The 24626-nt window shown below is 67.7% G+C and carries 22 protein-coding genes; 14 read left to right on the plus strand and 8 right to left on the minus strand.

Features of this window, described 5'->3' with window-relative positions:
* Window positions 1–70: 70 nt before the first annotated feature.
* Genes AC5Y31_RS01230 through AC5Y31_RS01240 form a run of 3 tightly spaced genes read right to left on the minus strand, consistent with a single transcriptional unit; the run spans window position 71 to window position 3842 of the window.
* On the minus strand, window positions 71–1381 hold the full coding sequence (locus tag AC5Y31_RS01230; RefSeq protein WP_499977479.1) for a macrolide-binding ATPase MABP-1: 1311 nt from the start codon (window positions 1379–1381) through the stop codon (window positions 71–73).
* Window positions 1382–1407: 26 nt separating this feature from the next.
* Window positions 1408–1599, minus strand: coding sequence for a YbdD/YjiX family protein (locus tag AC5Y31_RS01235; protein WP_234787248.1), 192 nt, complete (start codon window positions 1597–1599; stop codon window positions 1408–1410).
* Window positions 1578–3842, minus strand: coding sequence for a carbon starvation CstA family protein (locus tag AC5Y31_RS01240; RefSeq protein WP_065022864.1), 2265 nt, complete (start codon window positions 3840–3842; stop codon window positions 1578–1580). The genes AC5Y31_RS01235 and AC5Y31_RS01240 overlap by 22 nt, the downstream gene beginning before the upstream one ends.
* 103 nt (window positions 3843–3945) lie before the next feature.
* On the opposite strand from AC5Y31_RS01240, the gene AC5Y31_RS01245 reads away from it, so the two are divergent.
* From AC5Y31_RS01245 to AC5Y31_RS01260, 4 genes are all read left to right on the plus strand, one after another.
* Window positions 3946–4704, plus strand: coding sequence for an SDR family NAD(P)-dependent oxidoreductase (locus AC5Y31_RS01245; RefSeq protein WP_064854723.1), 759 nt, complete (start codon window positions 3946–3948; stop codon window positions 4702–4704).
* 21 nt (window positions 4705–4725) lie between these two features.
* Window positions 4726–6891 (plus strand): acyl-CoA dehydrogenase family protein, encoded by a 2166-nt coding sequence (locus AC5Y31_RS01250; protein ID WP_499977481.1) that lies wholly within the window; start codon window positions 4726–4728, stop codon window positions 6889–6891.
* A 112-nt stretch (window positions 6892–7003) separates the two neighbouring features.
* Complete coding sequence (gene poxB, locus AC5Y31_RS01255) at window positions 7004–8743, plus strand: ubiquinone-dependent pyruvate dehydrogenase (RefSeq protein ID WP_499977482.1); 1740 nt, start codon at window positions 7004–7006, stop codon at window positions 8741–8743.
* Between the two features lie 172 nt (window positions 8744–8915).
* Window positions 8916–9383, plus strand: coding sequence for a 2-isopropylmalate synthase (locus AC5Y31_RS01260; RefSeq protein WP_065022861.1), 468 nt, complete (start codon window positions 8916–8918; stop codon window positions 9381–9383).
* 27 nt (window positions 9384–9410) lie between these two features.
* On the opposite strand, the gene AC5Y31_RS01265 is transcribed toward AC5Y31_RS01260, so the two are convergent.
* Complete coding sequence (locus AC5Y31_RS01265) at window positions 9411–10886, minus strand: cytochrome P450 (protein ID WP_065022860.1); 1476 nt, start codon at window positions 10884–10886, stop codon at window positions 9411–9413.
* A gap of 133 nt (window positions 10887–11019) precedes the next feature.
* Between AC5Y31_RS01265 and AC5Y31_RS01270 the strand changes: the two genes are divergently transcribed.
* The 3 genes from AC5Y31_RS01270 to AC5Y31_RS01280 all read left to right on the plus strand — a co-directional run bounded on the left by AC5Y31_RS01270 (window position 11020) and on the right by AC5Y31_RS01280 (window position 14038).
* Window positions 11020–11667: a TetR/AcrR family transcriptional regulator gene (locus AC5Y31_RS01270; RefSeq protein ID WP_499977484.1), complete on the plus strand. Its 648-nt coding sequence runs from the start codon at window positions 11020–11022 to the stop codon at window positions 11665–11667.
* A gap of 61 nt (window positions 11668–11728) precedes the next feature.
* Window positions 11729–12604 carry an SDR family oxidoreductase gene (locus tag AC5Y31_RS01275; protein ID WP_499977485.1) on the plus strand — a complete coding sequence of 292 codons (876 nt, stop codon included), beginning with the start codon at window positions 11729–11731 and terminating at the stop codon, window positions 12602–12604.
* Between the two features lie 39 nt (window positions 12605–12643).
* The gene (locus AC5Y31_RS01280) at window positions 12644–14038 is read left to right on the plus strand and encodes a sensor histidine kinase (protein WP_499977486.1); all 1395 of its coding nucleotides are present in this window, start codon (window positions 12644–12646) and stop codon (window positions 14036–14038) included.
* Here the strand turns inward: AC5Y31_RS01280 and AC5Y31_RS01285 are convergent.
* Window positions 14008–14688 carry a response regulator transcription factor gene (locus tag AC5Y31_RS01285; protein ID WP_301634647.1) on the minus strand — a complete coding sequence of 227 codons (681 nt, stop codon included), beginning with the start codon at window positions 14686–14688 and terminating at the stop codon, window positions 14008–14010. The two genes, AC5Y31_RS01280 and AC5Y31_RS01285, sit on opposite strands and share 31 nt — an antisense overlap.
* Window positions 14689–14837: 149 nt before the next feature.
* Between AC5Y31_RS01285 and AC5Y31_RS01290 the strand changes: the two genes are divergently transcribed.
* The 4 genes from AC5Y31_RS01290 to nrdE all read left to right on the plus strand — a co-directional run bounded on the left by AC5Y31_RS01290 (window position 14838) and on the right by nrdE (window position 18816).
* Window positions 14838–15512, plus strand: coding sequence for a DedA family protein (locus AC5Y31_RS01290; RefSeq protein WP_499977488.1), 675 nt, complete (start codon window positions 14838–14840; stop codon window positions 15510–15512).
* 402 nt (window positions 15513–15914) lie between these two features.
* Window positions 15915–16154, plus strand: coding sequence for a redoxin NrdH (locus tag AC5Y31_RS01295; RefSeq protein ID WP_065022854.1), 240 nt, complete (start codon window positions 15915–15917; stop codon window positions 16152–16154).
* 56 nt (window positions 16155–16210) lie between these two features.
* On the plus strand, window positions 16211–16678 hold the full coding sequence (gene nrdI / locus AC5Y31_RS01300; protein WP_064854715.1) for a class Ib ribonucleoside-diphosphate reductase assembly flavoprotein NrdI: 468 nt from the start codon (window positions 16211–16213) through the stop codon (window positions 16676–16678).
* Entirely contained in the window at window positions 16645–18816 is a 2172-nt protein-coding gene (gene nrdE / locus AC5Y31_RS01305) for a class 1b ribonucleoside-diphosphate reductase subunit alpha (RefSeq protein WP_301634652.1), read from the plus strand. The genes nrdI and nrdE overlap by 34 nt, the downstream gene beginning before the upstream one ends.
* Before the next feature lie 4 nt (window positions 18817–18820).
* On the opposite strand, the gene AC5Y31_RS01310 is transcribed toward nrdE, so the two are convergent.
* Complete coding sequence (locus AC5Y31_RS01310) at window positions 18821–19213, minus strand: DUF5997 family protein (RefSeq protein ID WP_301634654.1); 393 nt, start codon at window positions 19211–19213, stop codon at window positions 18821–18823.
* A 28-nt stretch (window positions 19214–19241) separates the two neighbouring features.
* Here AC5Y31_RS01310 and AC5Y31_RS01315 point away from each other — a divergent pair, with 28 nt between their 5' ends.
* Complete coding sequence (locus tag AC5Y31_RS01315) at window positions 19242–19955, plus strand: LysR family substrate-binding domain-containing protein (RefSeq protein WP_301634655.1); 714 nt, start codon at window positions 19242–19244, stop codon at window positions 19953–19955.
* Between the two features lie 2 nt (window positions 19956–19957).
* On the opposite strand, the gene AC5Y31_RS01320 is transcribed toward AC5Y31_RS01315, so the two are convergent.
* Window positions 19958–21046, minus strand: a complete 1089-nt coding sequence (locus AC5Y31_RS01320; protein WP_065022887.1) for a helix-turn-helix transcriptional regulator — start codon at window positions 21044–21046, stop codon at window positions 19958–19960.
* Window positions 21047–21196: 150 nt separating this feature from the next.
* Here AC5Y31_RS01320 and AC5Y31_RS01325 point away from each other — a divergent pair, with 150 nt between their 5' ends.
* Window positions 21197–22594 carry a cytochrome P450 gene (locus AC5Y31_RS01325; protein WP_301634658.1) on the plus strand — a complete coding sequence of 466 codons (1398 nt, stop codon included), beginning with the start codon at window positions 21197–21199 and terminating at the stop codon, window positions 22592–22594.
* Here AC5Y31_RS01325 and AC5Y31_RS01330 read toward each other — a convergent pair.
* Window positions 22588–23769 carry an NAD(P)/FAD-dependent oxidoreductase gene (locus tag AC5Y31_RS01330; protein WP_301634659.1) on the minus strand — a complete coding sequence of 394 codons (1182 nt, stop codon included), beginning with the start codon at window positions 23767–23769 and terminating at the stop codon, window positions 22588–22590. The genes AC5Y31_RS01325 and AC5Y31_RS01330 overlap by 7 nt on opposite strands.
* A gap of 119 nt (window positions 23770–23888) precedes the next feature.
* On the opposite strand from AC5Y31_RS01330, the gene AC5Y31_RS01335 reads away from it, so the two are divergent.
* Window positions 23889–24626 (plus strand): TetR/AcrR family transcriptional regulator, encoded by a 738-nt coding sequence (locus AC5Y31_RS01335; protein WP_499977490.1) that lies wholly within the window; start codon window positions 23889–23891, stop codon window positions 24624–24626.

Genomic DNA, 24626 nt, shown 5'->3' on the forward strand with positions numbered 1-24626 from the left:
CCACGACTCGGTCAAGTCTTCATTAAGGTTTGGCCACAGCCGACCGGGCCGCGCGGCCGGTCCTCGCGTACTACGCGGCGAAACCGGGCAGCAGCTCGAGTGCGATCGCCCGAACCGGCACATGGGCGTCCAGCTGTGCCAAGATCGCCACCGTCGTCGCGACGACCCGCGTCAGCACCGCCAGGTTGGGCGGCAAATCCAATTGGCGTGCGGTCTTGAGCTGGTGAATCGACTGATCCAGTTGCGCGGCAGCCAGTTTCTGCAGCCACTGGCGGTTGAAGTGGAAGACCTCCGATGTCACCGGCTCGACGTAGCGGCGCAGCATCTCGTCGATCTGCTCGATCGCGATCTGCTCGCCGGGCTGGATGAAACCGCCCTTCTCCAGCGTGGGCAGCAGCAGGTCGTAGTTGTACTGGCCGGCGAAGCGCAGTGCCATGCCCAGCTCGACCGGCAGGCCGCCGGGCAGCGGTGCGACCGCACCGAAGTCGATCACACCCATCCGGCCGTCGGGCAGCAACATGAAATTGCCCGGATGGGCGTCACCGTGCAGCATGCCCACCCGCGCCGGTGCGTCGCCGATCAACTCGACCAGCCGGGCACCGGCCAGGTCGCGCTGCTCAACGGTGCCCTCGGCGATGATCTGCGACATGCCGATGCCCTCGATCCACTCCTGGATCACGACCTTGGGCGCACTGGCCACCACATGCGGCACCGCGAAGTGCGGGTGCCCGGCGTAGGCCTTGGCGAACGCACGCTGGTTGTCGGCCTCGAGCCGGTAGTCCAGTTCCATATCGGCCCGGTCGATCAGTTCGTCGACGACGCCCTGCACGTCCGCGCCGGGAGCCAGCGGCTTGAGTATCCCGGTCAGCCGCCGCAAGGTCTTCAGATCAGCGCGCAGCGCCTCGTCGGCGCCGGGGTACTGGATCTTGACGGCTACCGCGCGGCCGTCGGCCCACACCGCCCGGTGCACCTGCCCGATGCTGGCCGCGGCGACCGGGTCGTCGTCGAATGAGCCGAACCGTTCCCGCCACTGGGTGCCCAGCTGGGCGTCAAGTACCCGGTGCACCTTGCTCGCGGCCAGTGGCGGGGCACCCTTCTGCAGCTTGGTCAGCGCCTCCCGGTAGGGCTCGCCGTACTCGGCGGGCACCGCGGCCTCCAGGACCGAGAGCACCTGGCCGACCTTCATGGCACCGCCCTTGAGCTCGCCGAGGACGGTGAACATCTGCTCGGCGGCCTGCTCCATGAGTTCGGCGGTGACGTCGTCCTTGGACCGGCCGGCCAGCCGTTTGCCCAAGCCGAGCGCGGCCCGCCCGGCGAAGCTCAGCGGCAGGCCGGCCAGCTTGGCATTGCGCGCCGCCCGCCGCCGGGTGATGTCAGCCACCTCTCGATCATGCCTGACGAGCCCGGTCAGCAGCACCGTCCGCCGGGATCGGCGTCATAACGCCGGCGCCAGTAGTCCCGCTCGGAGAGCACCGGTTCCCCGGGATGGGCCCGGCGGCGGTACTCCAGGTAACGGCGGTAGTGGTTATCGCCCAGCAGGGTCGCCCAGTACCAGCCGACCTGGCGGGCCGCGCGCACTAGCGGGTGTGAGCGTCCCACTGCGCCTGTATCTTTCGCTCGGCCGCCGAGGGGATCAGCCCGGCGGGGGCGAACCGGCGCGACAGCACCGGCGCTGCTTCGGTCATCGGCGCGCTACCGCGAATCGCCTTGATACAGACCAGGACTCCGGTCACGAACACCACCGCGACCAGGGTGGCGAACACGATCGACAGGCTGCCCTGGATGAAGGTGTTGCGCACGACGTCGTGCAGCTGTGCCGGGTCGGCCGCCGCGCCGAACGAGGTCTTACCGGCCCGCTCGGCGTCCCGGTAGGCGAAGTGCTGTGTCCAGTAGCCCACCCGCGGATCGGGCGAGAAGATCTTCTGCCACGACGCCGTCATAGTGACCGCGAGATCCCACAACAGCGGAATGCCGGGTACCAGTGCCCATTTGAGGTTCGAGGTGCCTCGGCCCCGCTTGACCACGATCACGGTCACCACGGTCAACGCGATCGCGGCCAGCAATTGGTTGGCGATGCCGAACAGCGGGTAGAGGGTGTTGATTCCGCCGAGCGGGTCGGTCACCCCCATCAACAGGATCGAACCCCAGCCGGCGACCACCGCCACGCTGCACCCCCAGGCTCCGATCCGCCACCCCGGGTTGGCCAGTCTGCGCAGCGGTCCGCCGAGGTTGCTCAGGGCGTCCGACAACATGAAGCGGGCCACCCGGGTCCCGGCGTCGACGGTGGTGAGGATGAACAGCGCCTCGAACATGATCGCGAAGTGATACCAGAACGCTTTGAGGCCAGGACCGCCGAAGACCCGCCCCAGCACGTCGGCCATGCCCAGCGCCAGGGTCGGCGCCCCGCCGGTGCGCGACACGATCGAGGACTCGCCTACGGCCGCAGCGGCCTCGCTGATCTGATCGGCGGTCACCGGCGGCCCCCCGAGGCCGAGCCCGTTGACGTAGTCGGCGGCACTGGCGGCAGTCCCGCCGGTCGCCGCGACCGGAGCGTTGAGCGTGAAGAACAGGTGCTGGTCCAGAATCGACGCGGTGATCAGGGCCATCACCGCCACGAAGGACTCGGTGAGCATGCCGCCGTAGCCGATCAGCCGCATCTGGCTCTCTTTTTCCAGCAGCTTGGGGGTGGTGCCCGAAGCGATCAGCGAATGGAACCCCGACAGCGCCCCGCACGCGATCGTGATGAAAAGGAACGGGAACAGCGATCCGGCGAACACCGGCCCGTCGCCGGTGTAGGCGAACGTCGAGACGGCCGGAGCGGCCATCATCGGCTGGGCGATCAGGATCCCGACGGCCAGCAGCATGATGGTGCCGACCTTCATGAACGTCGACAGGTAATCGCGCGGGGCCAACAGCAACCACACCGGCAGCACCGAGGCGGCGAAGCCGTAGCCGATGATGCACCACGACAGCGTCACCGGCGACAACGTGAACCACGCGGCACCCCAGGACGTCTCGGCGACCCAGCGGCCGGACGCCACGGCGCCCAGCAACGCGACGATGCCGATCAGCGACACCTCGGAGACCCGCCCGGGCCGCAGGAACCGCAGATAGATCCCCATGAACAGCGCGATCGGAATCGTCATCGCGATGGAGAACACGCCCCACGGGCTGACAGCCAGCGCACGCACCACGATCAGCGCCAGCACCGCGATCAGGATCACCATGATCACCAGCACCCCGATGATCGCGGCGGCACCGCCGACCGCACCAAGCTCCTCGCGGGCCATCTGCCCCAGCGAGCGGCCCCGCCGGCGCACCGAGCACCACAGCACCAGGTAGTCCTGTACGCAGCCGGCCACCACCGCGCCGATCACGATCCAGATCGTGCCCGGCAGGTAGCCCATCTGGGTGGCCAGCACCGGGCCCACCAGCGGACCGGCGCCGGCGATCGCCGCGAAGTGGTGGCCGAACAGCACCCGCCGGTCGGTCGGCAGATAGTCGGTGCCGTCTTCGAAGATCTCCGCGGGAGTGGCGTGCTCGTCGCGGGGCTGCACGATCTTGCGTTCGATAAGCCTTGCGTAGCAGCGGAATCCGATGATGTAGGTGCACACCGCGGCGACGACGAACCACACCGCATTCACCGACTCGCCGCGCACGAAGGCGATCAGCGCCCACGCCACCGCGCCGACGACGGCAAGCGCACCGAACGCCAGTTTGTGGCGTGCGGAGATCGGCGAGTGATCGACCACGGCGACCGGTGGCAGATCGGGGTCGGTCTGCAGGTAGGTCACCGGGCCGTCGCGTCGCTCGATCACCTCCGGGGCGGTCGGTGCGGCCACGGTTACCTCCTTGCCAGGCCTGCCGGATGCCCGAGTGGCAGCGGTTTCCGAGCGGAACGATAACTTGTTCTTGATACTCAAGTACTTGCTTAAAGGAGTCCGCATGGAGATCAGTGGCAAGAAGGTCGTCGTCGTCGGTGGTGCCTCGGGGATGGGCCGGGCAACCGCCGAGCTGTTGGCGGCCCGCGGCGCCAGCGTCGCGGTGCTGGACCGCGAGGGTTCGGAGGGCAAAGAGGTCGCGGCCGGGTTCGGCGGCGAGTTCTACCCGGTCGACGTCACCGATTTCGCCGGCACCGAAGAGGTGCTCAACACCGCTGTGCAGGCGTTGGGCGGCCTGCACGTCATCGTGACCACCGCCGGCGGCGGGATCGCCAAGCGCACGCTGTCCAAGTCCGGGCCGCACGACCTGGAGTCGTTCCAGTCGGTCGTCGACCTCAACCTCGTCGGCACGTTCAACATCAGCCGGCTCGCCGCAGCGCACATGAGCGTCAACGAGCCCGAAGACGAGGAGCGCGGCGTCATCATCAACACCGCGTCGATCGCGGCGTTCGAGGGCCAGATCGGCCAGGTCGCCTACACCGCCGCCAAGGCCGGCGTCGCCGGCATGTGCCTGACCATGGCCCGGGACCTCGGCTCGGTGGGCATCCGGGTGCTGGCGATCGCCCCCAGTCTGTTCGCCACCGGGCTGACCAAGGGCATCCCCGACGAGTTCGCCAGCGCACTGACCAAGGACGCGGCCTTCCCCAAGCGGCTGGGCCGGCCGGAGGAGTACGCCAAGCTGGTCGCCGCCGTCGTCGACAACCCGATGCTCAACGGGCAGTGCCTGCGCTTGGACGCCGGGCAGCGGTTCGCACCCAAGTAGACACAGACCAGGAGACCTTCAATGGGCATCGCAGTAATCGACGACCATCGCGAGCTGGCCGAGGTGGCCCGCGGATTCTTGACCGCCCAGAAGGCTCGCGCGGCAGCGCGTGCGCTGCTGGACGCCGCCGACGAAGGCCGGCCACCGTTCTGGGAGGAGCTGGCCGCCCTGGGCTGGCTGGGCCTGCATATCGACGAGGCGCACGGCGGCTCGGGCTTCGGGCTGCCCGAACTGGTGGTAGTGATCGAGGAGCTGGGCCGGGCGGTGGCGCCGGGTCCGTTCGTGCCGACGGTCATCGCCTCGGCGGTAATCGCCGCCAACGGCACCGCTGACCAGCAAGCGCGGTTGCTGCCCGGGCTGATCGACGGCTCGGTCACCGCCGGGGTGGGCCTGGCCGGCGACGTCGCCCTCGACGGCGGGGTGGCCTCCGGCGACGCCGGGATCGTGCTGGGTGCCGGACTGGCCGACGTGCTGCTGCTGGCCGCCGGCGACGACGTGTTGGTGCTGGAGCGCGACCGGGCCGGCGTCAACGTCGATGTGCCCGGCAATCTCGACCCGACCCGCCGCTCCGGCCGGGTCACGCTGACCGGTGTCGGGGTGAGCGCCGACGACACCCTGGTCGGCGCGCGCGAATCGGCGCTGGCCCGCGCCCGGGTGCTGCTGGCGGCCGAGGCGGTCGGCGGCGCTGCCGACTGCACCGACTCGGCGGTGGCCTACGCCAAGGTGCGTGAGCAGTTCGGCCGCACCATCGCCACGTTCCAGGCGATCAAGCACCACTGCGCCAACATGCTGGTCGCCGCCGAGGCGGCCACCGCAGCAGTGTGGGATGCCGCCCGCGCCGACGGGGAAGACGAGTTCGCCTTCCGGCTGGTCGCCGCGGTCGCCGCCACCCTGGCCTTCCCGGCCTACGTGCGCAACGCCGAGCTGAACATCCAGGTGCACGGCGGCATCGGCTACACCTGGGAGCACGACGCGCACCTGCAGCTGCGTCGAGCCCTGACGGTCCAGGCGCTGTTCGGCGGTGACGCCCCGGCCTTGGCGGTATTCGAAAGCGCCGCCGCCGGCATCACCCGGGCCAACAGCCTGGACCTGCCGCCGGAGGCCGAGGAACTGCGCACGCAGATCCACGCCGACGCCGCCGAGATCGCCGGATTGGCCGCCGAGGCCCAGCTGGACCGGCTGATCGAAACCGGTTACGTCATGCCGCACTGGCCCAAGCCGTGGGGCCGGGGCGCCGACGCGGTCGAGCAGCTGGTGATCGAGCAGGAGTTCGGTGCCGCCGGGATCCAGCGGCCGGACTATTCGATCACCGGCTGGGTGATCCTGACGCTGATCCAGCAGGGCACCGCCTCACAGATCGAGCGGTTCGTGGAAAAGGCGCTGCGCCAGGACGAGATCTGGTGCCAGCTGTTCTCGGAGCCGGAGGCCGGCTCGGATGCCGCGGCGGTCAAGACCAAGGCCACCCGGGTCGACGGCGGCTGGAAGATCAACGGCCAGAAGGTGTGGACTTCGGGGGCACACCTGTGCCGGCGTGGGCTGGCGACCGTGCGGACCGATCCCGACGTCCCCAAACACGCCGGCATCACCATGGTGATCGTCGACATGGAGGCCCCCGGCGTGCAGGTGCGGCCGCTGCGGCAGATCACCGGTGGCTCGGAATTCAACGAGGTGTTCTTCAACGACGTGTTCGTCCCCGATGAGGACGTCGTCGGCGAGGTCAACGAGGGCTGGAAGGTGGCCCGGGCCACCTTGGGCAACGAGCGGGTCAGCATCGGCGGGGGCGGGTCCTACACCGCCGGTGTCGACCAGCGGCTGATCGCGCTGGCCCAGCAGCACCGGCAGGCGGTGGCCGACGCCGACGTGCGCGTCGGCCGGTTCGTCGCCGACGAGCACGCGTTGCGGCTGCTGAACCTGCGCCGGGTGGCGCGCAGCATCGCCGGCGCCGGCCCCGGTCCGGAGGGCAACGTCACCAAACTCAAGCTCGCCGAGCACATGGGCGACGGTGCGGCGATCGGAGCGGCGCTGCTGGGACCCGACGTCGCCCTCGACGACGGTCCGGGCGCGATGGCAGGCCGGATGGTGATGGGAGCGCGCGGCATCGCGATCGCCGGCGGCACGTCGGAGGTCACCCGCAACCAGATCGCCGAACGGATTCTGGGGATGCCCCGCGACCCGCTGATCAAGTAGCGTTCCCCATGACGCGAGCTGGGGCCCGCTTGCGGGGGAGCGTGTTTGCACAACGACACGCCGGCTGCACTGGCATTCTGCGCACGCTCGCTCGTGGTGAGGAGGACGCGAAATGGCAACCGTCGCCGACCACGTCATCGCCGCCCTCAAACGCAGCGGAGTGCGCCGCGTCTACGGGATCCCGGGCGACAGCCTCAACGGCTTCACCGACGCGATCCGGCGAGCCGGTGACTTCACCTGGGAACAGGTGCGTCACGAGGAGACCGCGGCCTTCGCCGCCGCCGCCGACGCCGCGCTCAGCGGCGGGTTGGCGGTGTGCGCCGGCAGCTGCGGGCCCGGAAACCTGCACCTGATCAACGGGCTGTTCGACGCGCAGCGCAGTCGGGTGCCGGTCCTGGCGATCGCCGCCCACATCCCACTCGCCGAGATCGGCTCGGACTACTTCCAGGAAACCCACCCGCAGAACCTGTTTCGCGAGTGCAGCGTCTACTGCGAACTGGTCAGCGCCCCCGAGCAGGCGCCGCGAATCCTGGCGATGGCGATGCGCGCCGCGGTCGAGGAGAACGGGGTCGCGGTCGTGGTCGTGCCGGGCGAGATCTTCTCCCACCGCGTCGACGACGACACCGCCTGGGGATCGCGTCCGGTACTGCCCGCCCGGTTGGTATGCCATCCCGACGAGCGTGGGCTGGCGACAGCGGCGGGCATGCTCAACGCCGCCACCAACGTCACCATCCTGGCCGGTGCCGGGGTGGCCGGTGCCCACGACCAGGTCATCGAACTGGCGCACACCTTGGCGGCCCCGATCGTGCATGCCTTACGCGGTAAGGAGTACATCGAGTACGACAACCCCTACGACGTCGGCATGACGGGGCTGCTGGGCTTCGCCTCCGGGTACAAGGCGATCAGGGAAGCCGATGTGCTGCTGATGCTGGGCACCGATTTTCCCTACCAGCAGTTCTATCCCGAGCGTGCGCAGATCATCCAGGTCGACATCCGCGGCCGAAACCTGGGCCGGCGCGCCCCGATCGACCTCGGACTGGTGGGTACGGTCACCGACACGCTCGCCGCGCTGCGCCCGTTGCTGGCGGTCAAGGACGACCGCACTCATCTGGAAAAGTCGCTGCGGCACTACGACAAGACCCGGCGGCGGCTGGACGCACTGGCGTCCAATGACCGCGACCGCACTCCTATTCGTCCCGAATACGTTGCCGCCATAGCAAATCGGTTGGCCGCCGACGACGCGGTGTTCACCGTCGATGTCGGATCCCCGGTGGTGTGGGCGGCACGCTACGTCACCATGAACGGGCACCGACGGATGATCGGGTCGTTCAACCACGGCACCATGGCGTGCGCGTTGCCGCACGCGATCGGCGCGCAGACGGTTGACCGCGAGCGGCAGGTGGTCGCGTTGGCCGGCGACGGCGGGCTGGCGATGCTGTTCGGCGAGCTGCTGACCCTGACGCAGAATCGGTTGCCGGTCAAGGTGATCGTGTTCAACAACTCGTCGCTGAACTTCGTCGAGCTGGAGATGAAGGCCGCCGGCATCGTCAACTTCGGCACTGAGTTGCAGAATCCGGACTTCGGCGCCGTTGCCCGCGCGCTGGGCATGTTCGGACGCCGGGTGGAGCAGCCCGGCGACCTGGAAGCCGCACTGGCCGAGGCGTTCGACTATGACGGACCGGCCGTGGTCGACGTCGTCACGGCCCGCCAGGAACTGTCGATTCCGCCGGCGATCACCGCCGAGCAGGCCAAGGGCTTCTCGTTGTATGCGATCCGGACCATTCTCGCCGGTCGCGGTGAGGAACTGCTCGATCTGGTGACCACCAACGTGGCACGACGCATCCTGGATTGATCCGAATAATCGGGTTGCACGCCGACTACAGCGGGACTAACCTGGCCGGATCATGCGTCATCTGCTTGTAGTAGCCAGCACCCGCAGCGGGGTCTGATTCAGACCGACCCCCCGCTGTGGGTCGGAGGCTACTACCCGTCGGTCACTCTCCTCGAGCAGAAAAGACCGAGATATGACCACAACATCGTTCGCCGACCAATTCCGGGGTCCGCTGCCACGTGAACTGCGCGACCAGGCCGCGCGGCTGTCGTGGGACGGCTTCGTCTCCGCCTACGGCCGCGCCGCTGGGCCGCTGAGCCTGAGCCGATGGCGTTGCCTCGATGCTGAGCGCCCGGCCGCCAGACTGGGCCCGCAGGGGCGCACCTACCAAGCGACCATCGCCGTCCGCGGCGTGAACGGTACCTGCACCGCCGCGGCGCACGGGCCGCTGGCCGCGCTCACCACGATGCTTCATGACCGCGGAATCACCCTGGAAATCTTGGGTTTCCACCAGCTTCGGTGTGGTGCCGAGACCGCCACGTTCATCCATGGCTCGAACGGGCGCGGCGCGGCGTGGGCGGTGGGGTTTGCGCCTGATGCCGGGCACTCCGCGCTGGAGGCGGTCATCAGCTGTGCCAACCGATTGTTGACGGTGCAGTGATGCTCGTTGGCGTAGGGGGATCCCGATCTACAACCGCCGCAACACGATCGGCATACCGTCCATCGGGATCGGCATGCCGCCGTAGTCCCAGCGCGGCTGGTAACCGGGCCGGCTCAGCTCCAGCCGGTAGCGGCGCAGCATCCGGTGCAGGATGGTCTTGACCTCCAGGCGCCCGTAGTTCATGCCGATGCACTTGTGCGCGCCGCCGCCGAACGGTGCCCAGGCGTAGCGGTGTTGCTTGTGCTCGGCACGCGGCTCCAGGAACCGCTCCGGGTCGAACTGGCGCGGGTTGGTGTAGAGCTCGGGCAGCCAGTGGTTCATCCCGGGCCAGGTGACGATGTTAGTGCCGGCCGGAACATAATGCCCGAGCAGCTCGGTGTCGCGCACGGCCTGGCGCATGTTGAACGGCAGCGGGGTGACCAACCGCAGCGACTCGTCCATCACCAGGTCGAGGGTCTCCAGCTTCTCCAGCGACTCGATGTCCAGCGGCCCGTCGCCCAGCCGGGTGGACTCGTCGCGGGCCCGCTCCTGCCACTCCGGATGTGCGGCCAGGTGATAGGCCATCGTCGTCACCGTCGACGTGGTGGTGTCGTGCGCGGCCATCATCAGGAAGATCATGTGGTTGACGATGTCCTGATCGCTGAACGTGTTGCCGTCGTCATCGGCGGTGTGGCACAGCACCGACAGCATGTCGGCGCCCTCGACGCGCCGGCGTTCGGTCACCCGCTCGGCGAAGTAGTCCTCGAGCACCTTGCGGCCCTGCAGGCCCTGCCACCATTTGAACGGCGGCAGCGAGGTGCGGATGATCGCTCCGCCCGCCCGGGTGGTCTGCTCGAACGCGTGGTTGACCGCGGTCACCAGCTCGTGGTCCTCGCCCGGTTCGTGGCCCATGAAAACCACCGCCGCCACATCGAGGGTGAGTTCCTTGGCCGCGGGGTGAAAAAGGAACCGGGTATCGTCGGTCGGCCAGTCGGCCACGATCCGGGTGATCACCCGGTCCATGTCCTCGACGTAGCTGGCCAGCCGCGGACGGGTGAACGCCCCCTGCATGATCCGCTTGTGATGCAGGTGCTCGTCGAAGTCCAGCAGCATCAGGCCGCGGTCGAAGAACGGCCCGATCACCGGGATCCAGCCCGTCGTCGAGAAGTCCTTCGCCTTGTTGGTGAAGATGGCCTGGGTGGCGTCGGGTCCCAACGCGACGATCGACGGCAGGATCGGCGACTCGGCGAAATACACCGGGCCGTACTTCTTGTAGATGTGCAGCGGGAAATCCGGACCCTGACGGAACATCTCGATGATGTGGCCGAGCACGGGCAGCCCGGAGTCGCCCATGACGGGCTTGAGCCCGCTACCGACCGGGGGCTCGGCCAGCATCTTCTGCTTCCAGTCCACGGTCAACAGCCGCTTCTCGATGGCGCCCATGCCGGGAATGGTGTTCAGCGTCGGGGTGAACCGGCGCCGAGCCTGGTCGAGAAGATATTGAGGGGTGGACATGGTCGTCATCGGCTGACTACCTCTCGGTCATGGCGTCACGGCGCGCGACAAGGTGTGGCGACTGTCACGCAACCACATCCTCAGATTAAAATTGACGCGTGTCAAGTTTGAATCCGGCGCGGCGTGGTGCAAGGTGCAAAGAATGAGTACCCAGCCCGACGCGGGCAGCCCGGCCACCGACGATGCGCGCCAGCGCCGCGGCGACAAGCAGCGGCAGGCGATTGTGCACGCCGTGCGGGAATTGTTGGAGGAGAAGCCGTTCGCGGAGCTGTCGGTCAGCACCATCAGCGACCGGGCCGGGGTGGCGCGCTCGGGCTTCTATTTCTACTTCGACTCCAAATACGCCGTGCTCGCCCACATCCTCGCCGAGGCGACCCAAGAGCTCGAAGAACTCACCCACTACTTCGCGCCGCGCGGTGCCGATGAATCACCCGCGGCCTTCGCCGAACGGATGGTGGGCAGCGCGGCGGCGGTGTATGCCCACAACGATCCGGTGATGACGGCGTGCAGCTTGGCGCGCAACAGCGATGCCGAGATCCGCGAACTACTCGACGCCCAGATCGACGCGGTGATCAATCAGATCGTCGGCGTGGTCAACGACGAGATCGCTGCCGGCACCGCCAACCCGATCAGCGATGACATCCCCGCCCTGGTGCGGACTTTGGCGGCCACCACCGCCTACATGCTCGCCGGTGACAGTGCCTTCCTGGGCGCCGACGGCGATGTGCCGCGTGGCGTGCGGGTGCTCGAGGCGCTGTGGCGCACCGCGCTGTGGGGTGGCTCGCGCTGATCGCGAGCGCGGCAGGGGATTGGATCATCTGCGTCCGGTACCGCCGGTATCGTCTGCAGCCATGACACGTGTAGCGGAGTACTACCGGGGCAAGCGGTGCTTCATCACCGGGGCGGCGAGCGGGATCGGTAGGGCAACCGCGTTGCGGCTGGCCGAGGTCGGCGCCGAGCTCTATCTGACCGACCGCAACGCCGAGGGACTGGCCGAGACCGTCGCCGATGCGCGGGCCCTGGGTGCGCTGGTTCCCGAGCACCGGGTGATCGACATCGCCGATTACGACGACGTCGCGGCGTTCGGCGCCGAGATTCACGCGCGGCATGAGGCGATGGACGTCGTGATGAACATCGCGGGGGTGTCGGCGTGGGGGACCGTCGACCGGTTGACCCACCAGCAGTGGCGAAAGATGGTCGACATCAACCTGATGGGCCCCATCCACGTCATCGAGACGTTCCTGCCGCCGATGGTCGCCGCCGGCCGCGGCGGGCACCTGGTCAACGTGTCGTCGGCGGCCGGCATCGTCGCGCTGCCCTGGCATGCGGCCTACTCCGCCAGCAAGTACGGCCTGCGCGGAGTCTCGGAGGTGCTGCGGTTCGACCTGGCGCGTCACCGCATCGGGGTGTCGGTGGTGGTACCGGGTGCGGTGAAGACCCCACTGGTCAACACCGTGGAGATCGCCGGCGTCGATCGCGACGATCCGCAGGTGGAGCGCTGGGTGGGCCGGTTCGCCGGCCACGCGGTGACACCGGAGCGGGCGGCGGAGAAGATTCTGGCGAGGGTGGCCCGCAACCGCTACCTGGTCTACACCTCCGGCGACATCCGGGCGCTCTACGCGTTCAAGCGGCTGGCCTGGCTGCCCTACAGCGTGGTCATGCGACAGGTCAACGGGCTGTTCAGCCGGGCGTTGCGGCCCTCGAAGAGCTCGCTGCGCAGTTCTTAACCCGCGGCCTCAGCGGTGTCACAGTGGCGTCCGGCGACGATGGTGAGCATGCTGCATGTCGGGGTGCGGGCGCGCTCGGCGCTGGCCGCGGCGGTGGTGATGACGGTGTGCCTGGCCATCGCCGGTGGTGTTCTGCTGCTGGTGCTGTACCGGTCGCTGGAATCGACCGCCGAGACCGCGGCGGCACTGCGTGCCGAACGCATCGCCGCCGCGTTGGCCCCTGATGGCCTCGACGACCTGGATTCGACGCTGCTGGCCACCGATGGGCAGATCGGTGTGGTGCAGGTGGTCGGGGCGACTGGGGTGATCCGGGCCGCCTCCAACGGTGCTCCCCGATCGCCGCTGGCCGTGGTGCACCTCGATGACGGCCAGGCGCGCTACGTGGGCCGCGTCGAATCGTCCACCGACGATGAGTACTGGGTGTCGGCGCGCGGTGCCGTCGCCGACGGGGAGCAGGTCACCGTCCTGGTGGCGGTGGACCGCGAACCGGTCGAGTCGATCGTGGCCAAGGTGGGCGCGCTGTTGGGCGTCGGCGCACCGTTTCTTATCGGGTTGGTGGCGGTGGGCACCTTCCGGTTGGTGGGTGCCGCGTTGCGCCCGGTGGAGGCGATCCGTACCCGGGTGGCGTCGATCTCCAGCGCCGACCTCACCGAGCGGGTGCCGGTTCCCCGAACTCGTGACGAGATAGCCGAATTGGCGACGACCATGAACGCCATGCTGTCCCGGCTGGAGCACGGCAGGGCCGCCCAACTGCGTCTGGTCAGCGACGTCTCGCACGAACTGCGCAGCCCGCTGGCCACGATCACCACCGCGCTCGAGCTGGCGGCCGGCCGGCCCGAGCTGATTGACGGCGACCTGATCGATGAATCACTGCTCCCGGAATCCCGGCGGATGAACCAGCTGCTCGAAGACCTGCTGCTGCTGGCCCGCTCCGACGAGGGCGCACTGGGACTGCGCCGCCAGGACGTCGACATCGACGATCTGCTGGCGGCTGAGGCCAACCGGCTGTACGGCACCCCAAAGATCAACGCCGTGACCGACATCCGGGCATGCCGGGTGGTGGGGGACCGCGCGGCCCTGACTCGGGTGATCCGCAACCTGGTCGACAATGCGGCCCGGTATGCCCGCAGCACGGTGACGTTGAGCTGCCGTCCGGAATCCGGCCGCGTGGTGATCACGGTTGCCGACGACGGCCCCGGAATACCGGTGGGCGACCGGGGACGAATCTTCGAGCGATTCGTCCGGCTCGACGCGGCCCGCACCCGGACGTCCGGCGGAACCGGACTCGGCCTGTCAATCGTCGGCGAAGTGGTGCGCTCGCACCACGGCAGTGTCACCGTGGGGGAGGCGGCCGGCGGTGGCGCGGTGTTCACCGTCTCACTGCCGCAACAGCATCGCCCCGATCAGTCCTCGGTGTCGGAGCGCAGCCGGTAGCCGGCGCCGCGCACCGTCTCGATGGTGGCGAGCCCGAACGGTGCGTCGATCTTGCGGCGCAGGTAGCCGATGTAGACCTCGACGACGTTGTCGTCTCCGGAGTAGTTCGAATCCCACACCGACCGCAGGATCTCGGATTTGGTGACGACATCGCCCCGGTGCCGCAGCAGGAACTGCAGCACCCCGAACTCCCGCGGCGTCAGGGTGAGCACCGTGTCACCGCGGGTCACCCGGCGCCGGGCCGGGTCCAGCGACAGGGTTCCCGCGGTGAGCACCGTCGGACGTTCCGGGGCGCCGCGCCGCGTCAGGGCGCGCAGCCGCGCCACCAGGACCACAAACGAGAACGGTTTCGTCAGGTAGTCGTCGGCGCCGATGTCGAAGGCGTCGGCCATGTCGTACTCGCCGTCCTTGGCCGAGAGCATCAGCACCGGCGTCCACACCTGCTGCGCCCGTAGCTCACGGACCACCTGGTAGCCGCTGAGGCCGGGCAGCATGATGTCCAGCACGATCACGTCGAAGTCGCCGGTGAGGGCGGTGGCCAGACCGTCTGCGCCGTCGTGTTCGACGTCGACGACGAAGCCCTCGCTGACCAGGCCCCGGCGCACCGTCTCGGCCAGCCGGGTTTCGTCTTCGACCAGCAGGATTCGCACGATGTCGCCCTCCCGATATCTTCCCGACCAGACCAGTACAGCAGAGCTTCGCCGGGTGTTCGCCGCCTTCTCAGCGCCGCCACAGCGCCCGGCGGACAAGCTGGTGACAGGGCCGGCAGAGCAAGCCCGGTCAGTTGGGAGGACCAGCGATGATCGAGGCATTCACCACCAACCCAGACACCCTGATCACCACGTTCGGGCTGCTGGGGGTGCTGGCCATTGTCTTCATCGAGACCGGCCTGCTGGTGGGGTTCTTCCTGCCCGGCGACTCGCTGCTGTTCACCGCGGGCGTTTTCGCCGCTCAAACCGACCCTGTTGTTCCGTTGTGGCTGCTGTTGCTGACAGTGCCGGTCGCCGCGATCGCCGGGGACCAGTGCGGCTATTACATCGGCGCCACAGCCGGGCCGGCGGTGCTGGAGCGTCCCGGTGCACGCCGACTCGGCCGCCACCACATCGCCCGGGCCCAGCAGTACTTCGAGACCCATGGCACGCTGACGGTCTTTTTTGCGCGCTTCCTGGCGGTGGTGCGCACGCTGGTACCGGTGTTAGCGGGCGCCTCCGGGATGCGGCATCGAACCTTCACGGTCTACAGCGTGGCGGGGTCGCTGGCATGGGGGGCGGGTCTCCCGTTGCTCGGGTACCTGCTCGGCGGCCTGGCGTTCGTCCGGGGCCACATCGACCTGATCCTGCTGGTGGTCGTGGCGGTGTCGCTGCTGCCGGTGCTGGTGGGCGTGGTCAGGGGGCGTCTGCGTGGCAAGCGCCGGCAACCGGACCCGGTTGCTGCCGCCGAGCGGGCGGAACCGGTGCTCGCCGGGATGCGCTGAGCGGGCGTCCGGGCCGCTTTGCTGGTGACCGGTCGACGGCCGGCTGTCCCGACGGCTTGTCGGTGGGCCGTGGTAGACCTGCGGCTATGAAGGATGAACCGCTTAAATGTGAGATGCGACACGCCGAAGGGCGACGGTGCCGCAGCCTCGCGACCAGCGAATTTCAACAATGTCGTTCAGAACATCTAGTATTAACACCACGGGGTGACCACTAGGTGTAGTGTTCGGGGGACCGACAGGCCCGGGATCTTCCGGTTATCCGGGCCGCGGCAATCGGCACCGATTCGGGTGCCCTGCCACGGCTGGGGGAACTGGAAAATCAGAGTCCTGGCGGCCCGCTGGACGTAGTACCTGATCCGTCATCCGTTCGTTGTCGACGATTCGCTGAGGAGTCTGCCGCCCATGAGCATCACCGTCTACACCAAGCCCGCGTGCGTGCAGTGCAACGCGACCTACAAGGCGCTGGACAACCAGGGCATCGCCTACGAGATCGTCGACATCTCGCTGGACTCCGAGGCGCGCGACTACGTGATGGCGTTGGGCTACCTGCAGGCCCCGGTTGTCGTCGCCGGCGACGAGCACTGGTCGGGTTTTCGGCCCGACCGCATCAAGGCGCTGGCGCAGACGGCGCTCAGCGCGTAATCGACCAGCGGGTCGGGTACCGGGTGGAGTTTGACTGAGAGCTGAAGGGGGTCGCCGTGTCTGCGGATTCTGAATGCAGCCTGGTGTATTTCTCCTCGGTGTCGGAGAACACCCACCGCTTCGTGCAGAAGCTGCAGTTGCCGGCCATCCGGATTCCGCTGCACGGGCGCATCGAGGTGGACCACCCCTACGTGCTGGTGCTGCCGACCTACGGCGGCGGCCGTGGGACACCGAACATCGCTGACGACGCTGCGGGCGGCTATGTGCCCAAGCAGGTCATCGCCTTTCTGAACAACGAACACAACCGGGGCCTGCTGCGCGGCGTGATCGCCGCCGGCAACACCAACTTCGGTGCGGAGTTCTGCTACGCCGGCGACGTGGTCGCCCGCAAGTGCGGGGTGCCGTACCTATACCGATTCGAATTAATGGGAACCGACGAGGACGTACACGCCGTCCGCGCGGGCTTGGCCGATTTCTGGAAGGACGAGGCATGCCACCTACCGCTGCAACTGCAGAGCAGGTAACCGCCACCACCCGCAGCGCACCGGAGGGCGAGCTGGATTTCCACGCGCTCAACGCGATGCTCAATCTGTACGACAGTGACGGCAAGATCCAGTTCGACAAGGATGTGCTGGCCGCCCGTCAGTACTTCTTGGAGCACGTCAACCAGAACACGGTGTTCTTCCACAATCAGGACGAGAAGCTCGACTACCTGATCCAGAAGGACTACTACGAGCGCGAGGTACTCGACCAGTACTCGCGCAACTTCGTCAAGTCGCTGCTGGATCGGGCCTACGCCAAGAAGTTCCGGTTCCCGACGTTTCTGGGCGCCTTCAAGTACTACACCTCCTACACGCTGAAAACCTTTGACGGCAAGCGGTATCTGGAACGGTTCGAGGACCGGGTGTGCATGGTGGCGCTGACGCTGGCCGCCGGTGACACCAAGCTGGCCGAGCAACTGGTCGACGAGATCATCGACGGCCGCTTCCAGCCGGCCACCCCGACGTTCCTGAACTCCGGCAAGAAGCAGCGCGGCGAGGCGGTGAGCTGTTTCCTGTTGCGCATCGAGGACAACATGGAGTCGATCGGCCGCTCGATCAACTCCGCGCTGCAGCTGTCCAAGCGTGGCGGGGGAGTGGCCTTGCTGCTGAGCAACATTCGCGAGCATGGCGCGCCGATCAAGAACATCGAGAACCAGTCCTCCGGGGTCATCCCGATCATGAAGCTGCTGGAGGACTCGTTCTCCTACGCCAACCAGCTCGGCGCCCGCCAGGGTGCCGGGGCGGTGTACCTGCACGCCCACCACCCGGACATCTACCGGTTCCTGGACACCAAGCGGGAGAACGCCGACGAGAAGATCCGGATCAAGACGCTAAGCCTGGGGGTGGTGATCCCCGACATCACCTTCGAGCTGGCCAAGAAGAACGATGACATGTACCTGTTCTCGCCCTATGACGTCGAGCGGGTCTACGGCGTTCCGTTCGCCGACGTCTCGGTCAGCGAGAAGTACTACGAGATGGTCGACAACTCGGCGATCCGCAAGACCAAGATCAAGGCGCGGGAGTTCTTCCAGACCCTGGCCGAGCTGCAGTTCGAGTCCGGCTATCCCTACGTCATGTTCGAGGACACGGTGAACCGGGCCAACCCGATCGCCGGCAAGATCACCCACTCGAACCTGTGCTCGGAGATCCTGCAGGTCTCCACGCCGTCGGTGTTCAACGAGGACCTGTCGTACGCCAAGGTGGGCAAGGACATCTCCTGCAACCTGGGTTCGCTCAACATCGCCAAGGCGATGGACTCGCCCGACTTCGGCCAAACCATCGAGGTCGCCATCCGGGCGCTGACCGCGGTATCGGATCAGACCCACATCTGGTCGGTCCCGTCGATCGAACAGGGCAACAACCAGTCGCACGCCATCGGCCTGGGCCAGATGAACCTGCACGGCTACCTGGCCCGGGAGAGCATCCACTACGGGTCGGAAGAAGGCATCGACTTCACCAACATCTACTTCTACACCGTGCTCTACCACGCGCTGCGGGCGTCGAATCGCCTTGCGCTGGAACGGGGTCAGTCATTCGCGGGATTCGAGAAGTCCAAGTACGCCTCCGGCGAGTTCTTCGACAAATACCTCAACCAGGTGTGGGAACCCAAGACGGTCAAGGTGCGCCAGCTCTTCGCTGACGCCGGTATCCGGATCCCCGAGCAAAGCGATTGGCAGCGACTCAAGGAATCGGTTGCCGCGCACGGTATCTACAACCAGAACCTGCAGGCCGTTCCACCGACCGGGTCGATCTCCTACATCAACCACTCGACGTCGTCGATCCACCCGATCGTGTCGCGGATCGAGATCCGAAAGGAAGGCAAGATCGGTCGGGTCTACTACCCGGCGCCGTACATGACCAATGACAACCTGGAGTACTACCAGGACGCCTACGAGATCGGCTACGAAAAGATCATCGACACCTACGCCGCGGCCACCCAGCACGTGGACCAGGGGTTGAGCCTGACGCTGTTCTTCAAGGACACCGCGTCCACCCGTGATGTGAACCGGGCGCAGATCTACGCCTGGCGCAAGGGAATCAAGACGCTGTACTACATCCGGCTGCGGCAGATGGCGCTGGAGGGCACCGAGGTGGAGGGTTGCGTCAGCTGCATGCTGTGACGGATCAGGCTCGCTTCTCGCGAGCCTGATCGGCATGCAGCGCCTTGAGACGTCGCTGTTCGCGCAGCACCTCCTGGTAGCTCTCACGTTCGGTCGCCAGCCACGGTGGCTTCTCCTCGAGCAGCTGATTGATCTGCTCGGTGGTGAGTGCATTGTCGACGCCGTTGCGTGCCAGGGCGGCGATCGAGACGCCCAACTTGGCCGCCACCAGGTTCTTGGGATGCGGCCCGTTGCGGCGGAGGTCCTGGAGCCATTGCGGCGGATCCGCTTGCAGGGCGGCGAGTTCGGTGCGGGTGATCGCGTTCGCCTGGAACTCCGCCGGCGTCGCGGGCAAGTACACGTCCAGCTTCTTGGCCGCCGTGGCGGGTTTCATGGACTGCGCGTTCGGCCTGCTCATGCAAGCAGCGTATCGGTAGCCTGATGCGGTGGCGCCGCTCTCTCTCACCCTCGGGTACGTCCCCGGCGGGACACCTGCGAAGTGGGCCCGGATCTGGGCGGAGCGCCACCCCGAGGTGCCGCTGCACCTGCACATCATCGCCGCGGCAGAGGCGCCCGGCGCGGTGCGGGCCGGCACCGTCGATGTGGCGCTGCTGCGGCCGCCGACCGACACCTCTGGGCTGGCCGTCATTCCCCTTTACGACGAGACGACGGTGGCCGTGGTGCCGACCGACCACGTTGTCAGTGCCGTCGACGAAATCACCGCCGCCGATCTCGACGGCGAGCCGCTACTGCTCCCACTCGACGACGTCGTCGAGTGGGCGAGCGCTCCGGGGAACCCGGTCGATCACCGACCCGAAACCACCAAAGACGCCATAGAGCTGGTCGCCGCCGGGATGGGCGCACTCATCGTTCCGCAGTCGCTGGCGCGGCTGTATCACCGCAAGGACCTGACCTACCGCCCGATTACCGACGCACCCGCCTGCCCCGTGGCGCTCGCCTTCGCGGAAGGGTCTCGGTCAGAACTGGTCGACGAGTTCGTCGGCATCGTGCGCGGCCGTAAACCCGGGTCCTCGCGGGGGCAGTCTCAGCCCGCACCGAAACGCACCGCCCGGGAGAAGACCCTCGCCAAGCAGGCCGCCCGCGCCGCGGCGGGCAAGGTCGCAAGGAAGCCGGGGGCCGGCCAGCGCGGTCGACGCTGAGCTCAGCGGCAGGGCGAGCGCAAGCTGAGCAGCAGCCGGATGAGGTCGGCTTGGCGATGGGTTCCCGTCTTGTCGAAGACGTGCTGCAGATGCGTCTTGACGGTGGCCTGCGACAGCGACATGCGTTCGGCGATGTCTTTGACCCCGCCGCCGTTCAGCACCATGACGGCGATCTCGGTTTCACCGGCTGTCAGGCCGTAGTGGCGGCGCAATAACGCTGGTGTGGTGTTGGATTCGTGCTCAGGATCGGCGACGATCACGATGGCGCGCCGGCCACGACCGGAGGCGGCAGCCGGATCGGTGGGCAGAACCTCGATGATGTAGGGGAGATGCCCCGAGGGGCGCGAGCACAGCAGCGAGTTTCCCGACGGATGGTCATCCCCGAGCGCCAGGGCGCTGTGAATGCTGCGCTGGAGCGCAGTGTCGGTGCTCGCGGCCGCAGCTTCGAGTCGCCCGGCGCGGGCCTGAAGCCCATCGGCCGACCGCAACAGGTGTTCGGCGGCCGGGTTGGCGTAGGCGATGCGGGATTCGAGGGTCACGACGATGATTGCGTAGCCCAGCGCCTGGGCGGCGGCATCGAGGTCATCGGTGTGGCGGTGCAGGCGCTCCAGGTGTGCTTGGCTGCGCAGGGCCTGTTGCAGATGGGGTACCAGGGCACTGAGCAGCGGGGCGAACGGCTCCATGGGGCGTGGCCCTGCGGCAAGGAACGCCAGCGGTGCCGGGCCGTCGCTGAGCCGCACGAACAAGCCCTCGGTCATCTCCATGGGCCGCAGCCAGTCGATGTGGAACTCCGACTGGGCCTGCAATGCGACCAGCGACCGTCCAGTGCGTAGTTCACCGACCGGGCCCTGTTCGACGGCTTCGAGCACGTAGTCGATCCGGTGGTAGTACCGCTCGTAATCGGCACGCACCTCCGGCGCCAGGTGCGCGGCCTGCACCGACCGCCCCGCGGGGTCTGCTCGAATCAGCGCGCAGCTCTGCCCCTCGAGCGTGCGCCGAAGGTCGCCCAGGGCTACGGTCCAGTTCTCGGGAGCCATCACTGAGCCGTAGACGGCCGCGACTATTCGCGAAAAATCGTCGAGAGTCGCCATCGCCGCATCCCGGGTTCCTCGCTCACGGGACATCCCGTCCCATATCGGACATTCTCCCGCCGCTTGGCTCGGATGATCCCTTCGATTTCCTGGGAAAATTTCAGCCATTCGGATGAGGCGGCGGCGCATCGGGCCTGATTGGCTCACGCCATGACCGTGTCCGATGTCGATGTTCGCGCATTGCCGCTGGCGCCGAAGAACCCGTTGCCGCGCTGGCGGCAATCGCGGGAGATCCGGCAGATGCACACCGGGATAGAAAAGCTGCGAGATGCCGGCGGGCCGGTAACCCGCGTGGTGCTGGCGCCGGCGTGGCTGTCGCCTCCGATCGTGGTGGTGACTTCACCGCAGGGCGCCCACGACGTGCTCAGCAGCGGCGACGTCGACCGCGCCCCGACGCATGATGAGATCCGGTATCTGCTCGGCCCGAACCTGTTCGATCTCCGAAACGAGCCGTGGCTGCCGCGGCGACGCATGCTGCAACCGTTGTTCACCAAGCGGCGCGTCGGGGGCTTCGCCGGACACATGGCGCAGGCTGCCGAGATGGTGGCCACCGCGTGGCGCGACGGGACCACAGTCGATTTGGACGCTGAATGCCGCAAGCTGACGTTGCGGGCGCTCGGGCGCTCGGTGCTCGGGGTGGATCTCGACGAGAGCGCCGCCGCGCTGGGTGAGTCGATGCGCGTCGCGCTGGGGTACATCACCGATCGCGCATTTGCTCCGGTTCGGGCACCGCGCTGGTTGCCGACGCCGGCGCGCCGTCGGGCCCGAGCCGCCAGCGCCATGCTGCATCGATGCGCCAACGACATCCTGCAAACCTGCCGGGTGGACCCGATGCTCGACGCGCCGCTGGTGCGCGGGTTGATGACCGCCGTCGACCCCGAAACGGGGCGTAGATTGTCCGACCGTGAGATCTGCGACGAGCTGATCGTGTTCATGCTGGCCGGTCACGACACCACCGCAACGACGTTGGCTTACGCGTTGTGGGCGTTGGGAAACCACCCCGACATCCAGCGAAGGGTCGCCGAAGAGGTCGCCCAGCTCGGCGCGGAGCTCAGCCCAGATGATGTGGCCCGACTGCCCTACACCGTGCAGGTACTGCACGAAGCGCTGCGGTTGTGCCCGCCCGGCGCGCTGAACGGCCGAACGGCGGTTCGCGATATCGCCGTCGACGGCTACCGGGTGCCGGCCGGTTCCCTGGTCGGAGTCGGGGTCTATGCGCTGCACCGCGATCCGGCGCTGTGGGAGCGCCCAGACGAGTTCGATCCGGACCGGTTCAGCTCGGAGAACTCTGCGGGCCGCGACCGTTGGCAGTATCTGCCGTTCGGCGGCGGACCGCGCAAATGCGTGGGCGATCACTTCGCCATGCTGGAAGCCACCCTGGCGCTGGCCACCTGTGTTCGGCATTGCGAATTCAGCTCACTGAGCACCGAGTTTCCCCTGGCGGTGCCGTTCACCACGGTCGCTGCCGAACCGATCTACGCCCTCGTCCGGCACCGCCGGGGGGTCCTCGACTGCGCTGCGGGGGGACGAACCGACAACGCTCAGTAGGTGTGCGACGGTCCTTGCTGGCCCCGGTACAGCCGGGTCAGCAGTACGTCGCGGAAGCGCGCGTTGTCCAGCAGTTTGAGGCCCGCGTTGGCCACCGCCGGCCGACCGGCCAGCTTGTGGAAGAACCGGCCACGCCGGTACTCCCGGCCCCAGGCGGCCTGCATCCGCTGGGCGTAGTTGGTGAAGTCGTCTGGGCCGGCGTTGGTCAACGCCGCGACCGCGCACTCACCGGCGGCCAACCCCGACTCCAACGCCTTGGAGATCCCGGCGCCCGAGGTCGGCCGGCCTGCTCCCAACGAGTCGCCGGTGAACAGCACGCCGGGCCGCCACGGCGGCCATGCGGTGAAACCCATCGGCAGCCGCCAGGCCCGCACCGTCTTGGACTTTTTCAGCTCGGTGATCGAGGGCAGCTCCCAGTCCCGCGGCAGGGTCTCCAGGAATTCGCCGAGGAACTGGGTGGCGTTGATGGCCTGCCAGTTCTTGTAGCTGTTGACATAGCCCAGGCCGATGTTGACCCGGCCGCCGCCCAGCGGGAACACCCAGCCGTAGCCGGGCAGTTGGTCGCCCTGGAACATCAGCTTCAGGTAGATGTCGAGGGAATCGACGTCGGGACGCACCGCCGGCATCTCGGCGCGGATCGCGATCGCCGAATAGCCGTTGTAGGCCGAGTCCAGCTTCAGCGCCCGCTTGATCGGCGAGTAGGCGCCGTCGGCGGCGATCACCGCATCGGCCAGCACCTTCTCCCCGCTCTTGAGCAACACCCCGACCACCCGGCCGGTGTCGTCGAGCACCGGTCCGGCGACCTCGGCGGACTGGCGGACCTGCGCCCCGGCCGATTCGGCGTGCTTGAGCAGCAGAGTGTCCAGCTCGGGCCGGCGCGCGACGTAGCCGTGGTTGGGCATCCCGGGGCGGCGGGGAAACGACAGCTCCCACTCGCTGGGGCTGAACACCTTCACCCGGTTGACCTGGTGGAATTTGTCGACCTCTTCGGCCAGCCCCATCTTTTGCAGATAGCTGACCGCACGGGCGGTCAGCCCGTCACCGCAGGGCTTGTCGCGCGGGAAGTCGGCCTTGTCCAGGACGACGACGTTCGCACCGGCCTGGCGGGCCTGCCAGGCCGCCGCCGACCCCGCCGGGCCGCCGCCGACGATGGCCAGGTCGAATCGTTGGGTCACTACATCTCGTCTCAAATATGCGCGTTTTTGCACCGCGGGAACTGTCTACCGATGCTAACGGACCAGTTCGCCGCGCGGTTCCCCCAGGTCAGCCACGGCAAGGCGGTAAGGTGCTTGACGTGCGCGGAACGAGCAGGCCCAAGCCGGCCGACAATGGCGGGCAGAAGGTCGATGCCCGCAGTGAGCGTTGGCGCGAGCACCGCAAGAAGGTCCGCGGCGAGATCGTCGAGGCCGCCTTCGGCGCGATCGACCGGCTCGGTCCCGATGTGAGTGTGCGGCAGATCGCCGAAGAAGCCGGTACGGCCAAGCCCAAGATCTACCGTCACTTCACCGACAAGGACGATCTGTTCGAGGCGGTCGGGACCCGGCTGCGCGACGACCTGTGGGCAGCGATCTTCGCCTCCATCGACGTCGCCACCAACTCGCTACGCGACATCATTCAACGCAGTGTCGAAGAGTACGTAACGCTGGTCGACGAGCACCCCAATGTGTTGCGGTTTTTCCTCCAGGGGCGGGTGCGCGCGCAGTCCCAGTCGACGATGTGCACCCTCAACGAGGGCCGGACGATCACGCTGGCGATGGCCGAGATGCTCAGCAACGAACTCCAAGAGCTGGACCTCAACCGCGGGGCGCTGGAGCTGGCGGCGTTCGCGGCCTTCGGTACGGCGACCTCGGCCACCGACTGGTGGCTGGGCCCCGAACTGGACAGTCCGCGCCGAATGCCCCGCGACACGTTCGTGGAGTACTTGACGACGATCATGATCAACGTCGTCAACGGCACCGCCCAGAACCTCGGCATCGCGATGGACCCCGATCAGCCGATCCACGAGGCCGTCCGGCGTGAACCGGTCGCCTGA

It is taken from the genome of Mycobacterium sp. NGS18, assembly GCF_059813185.1.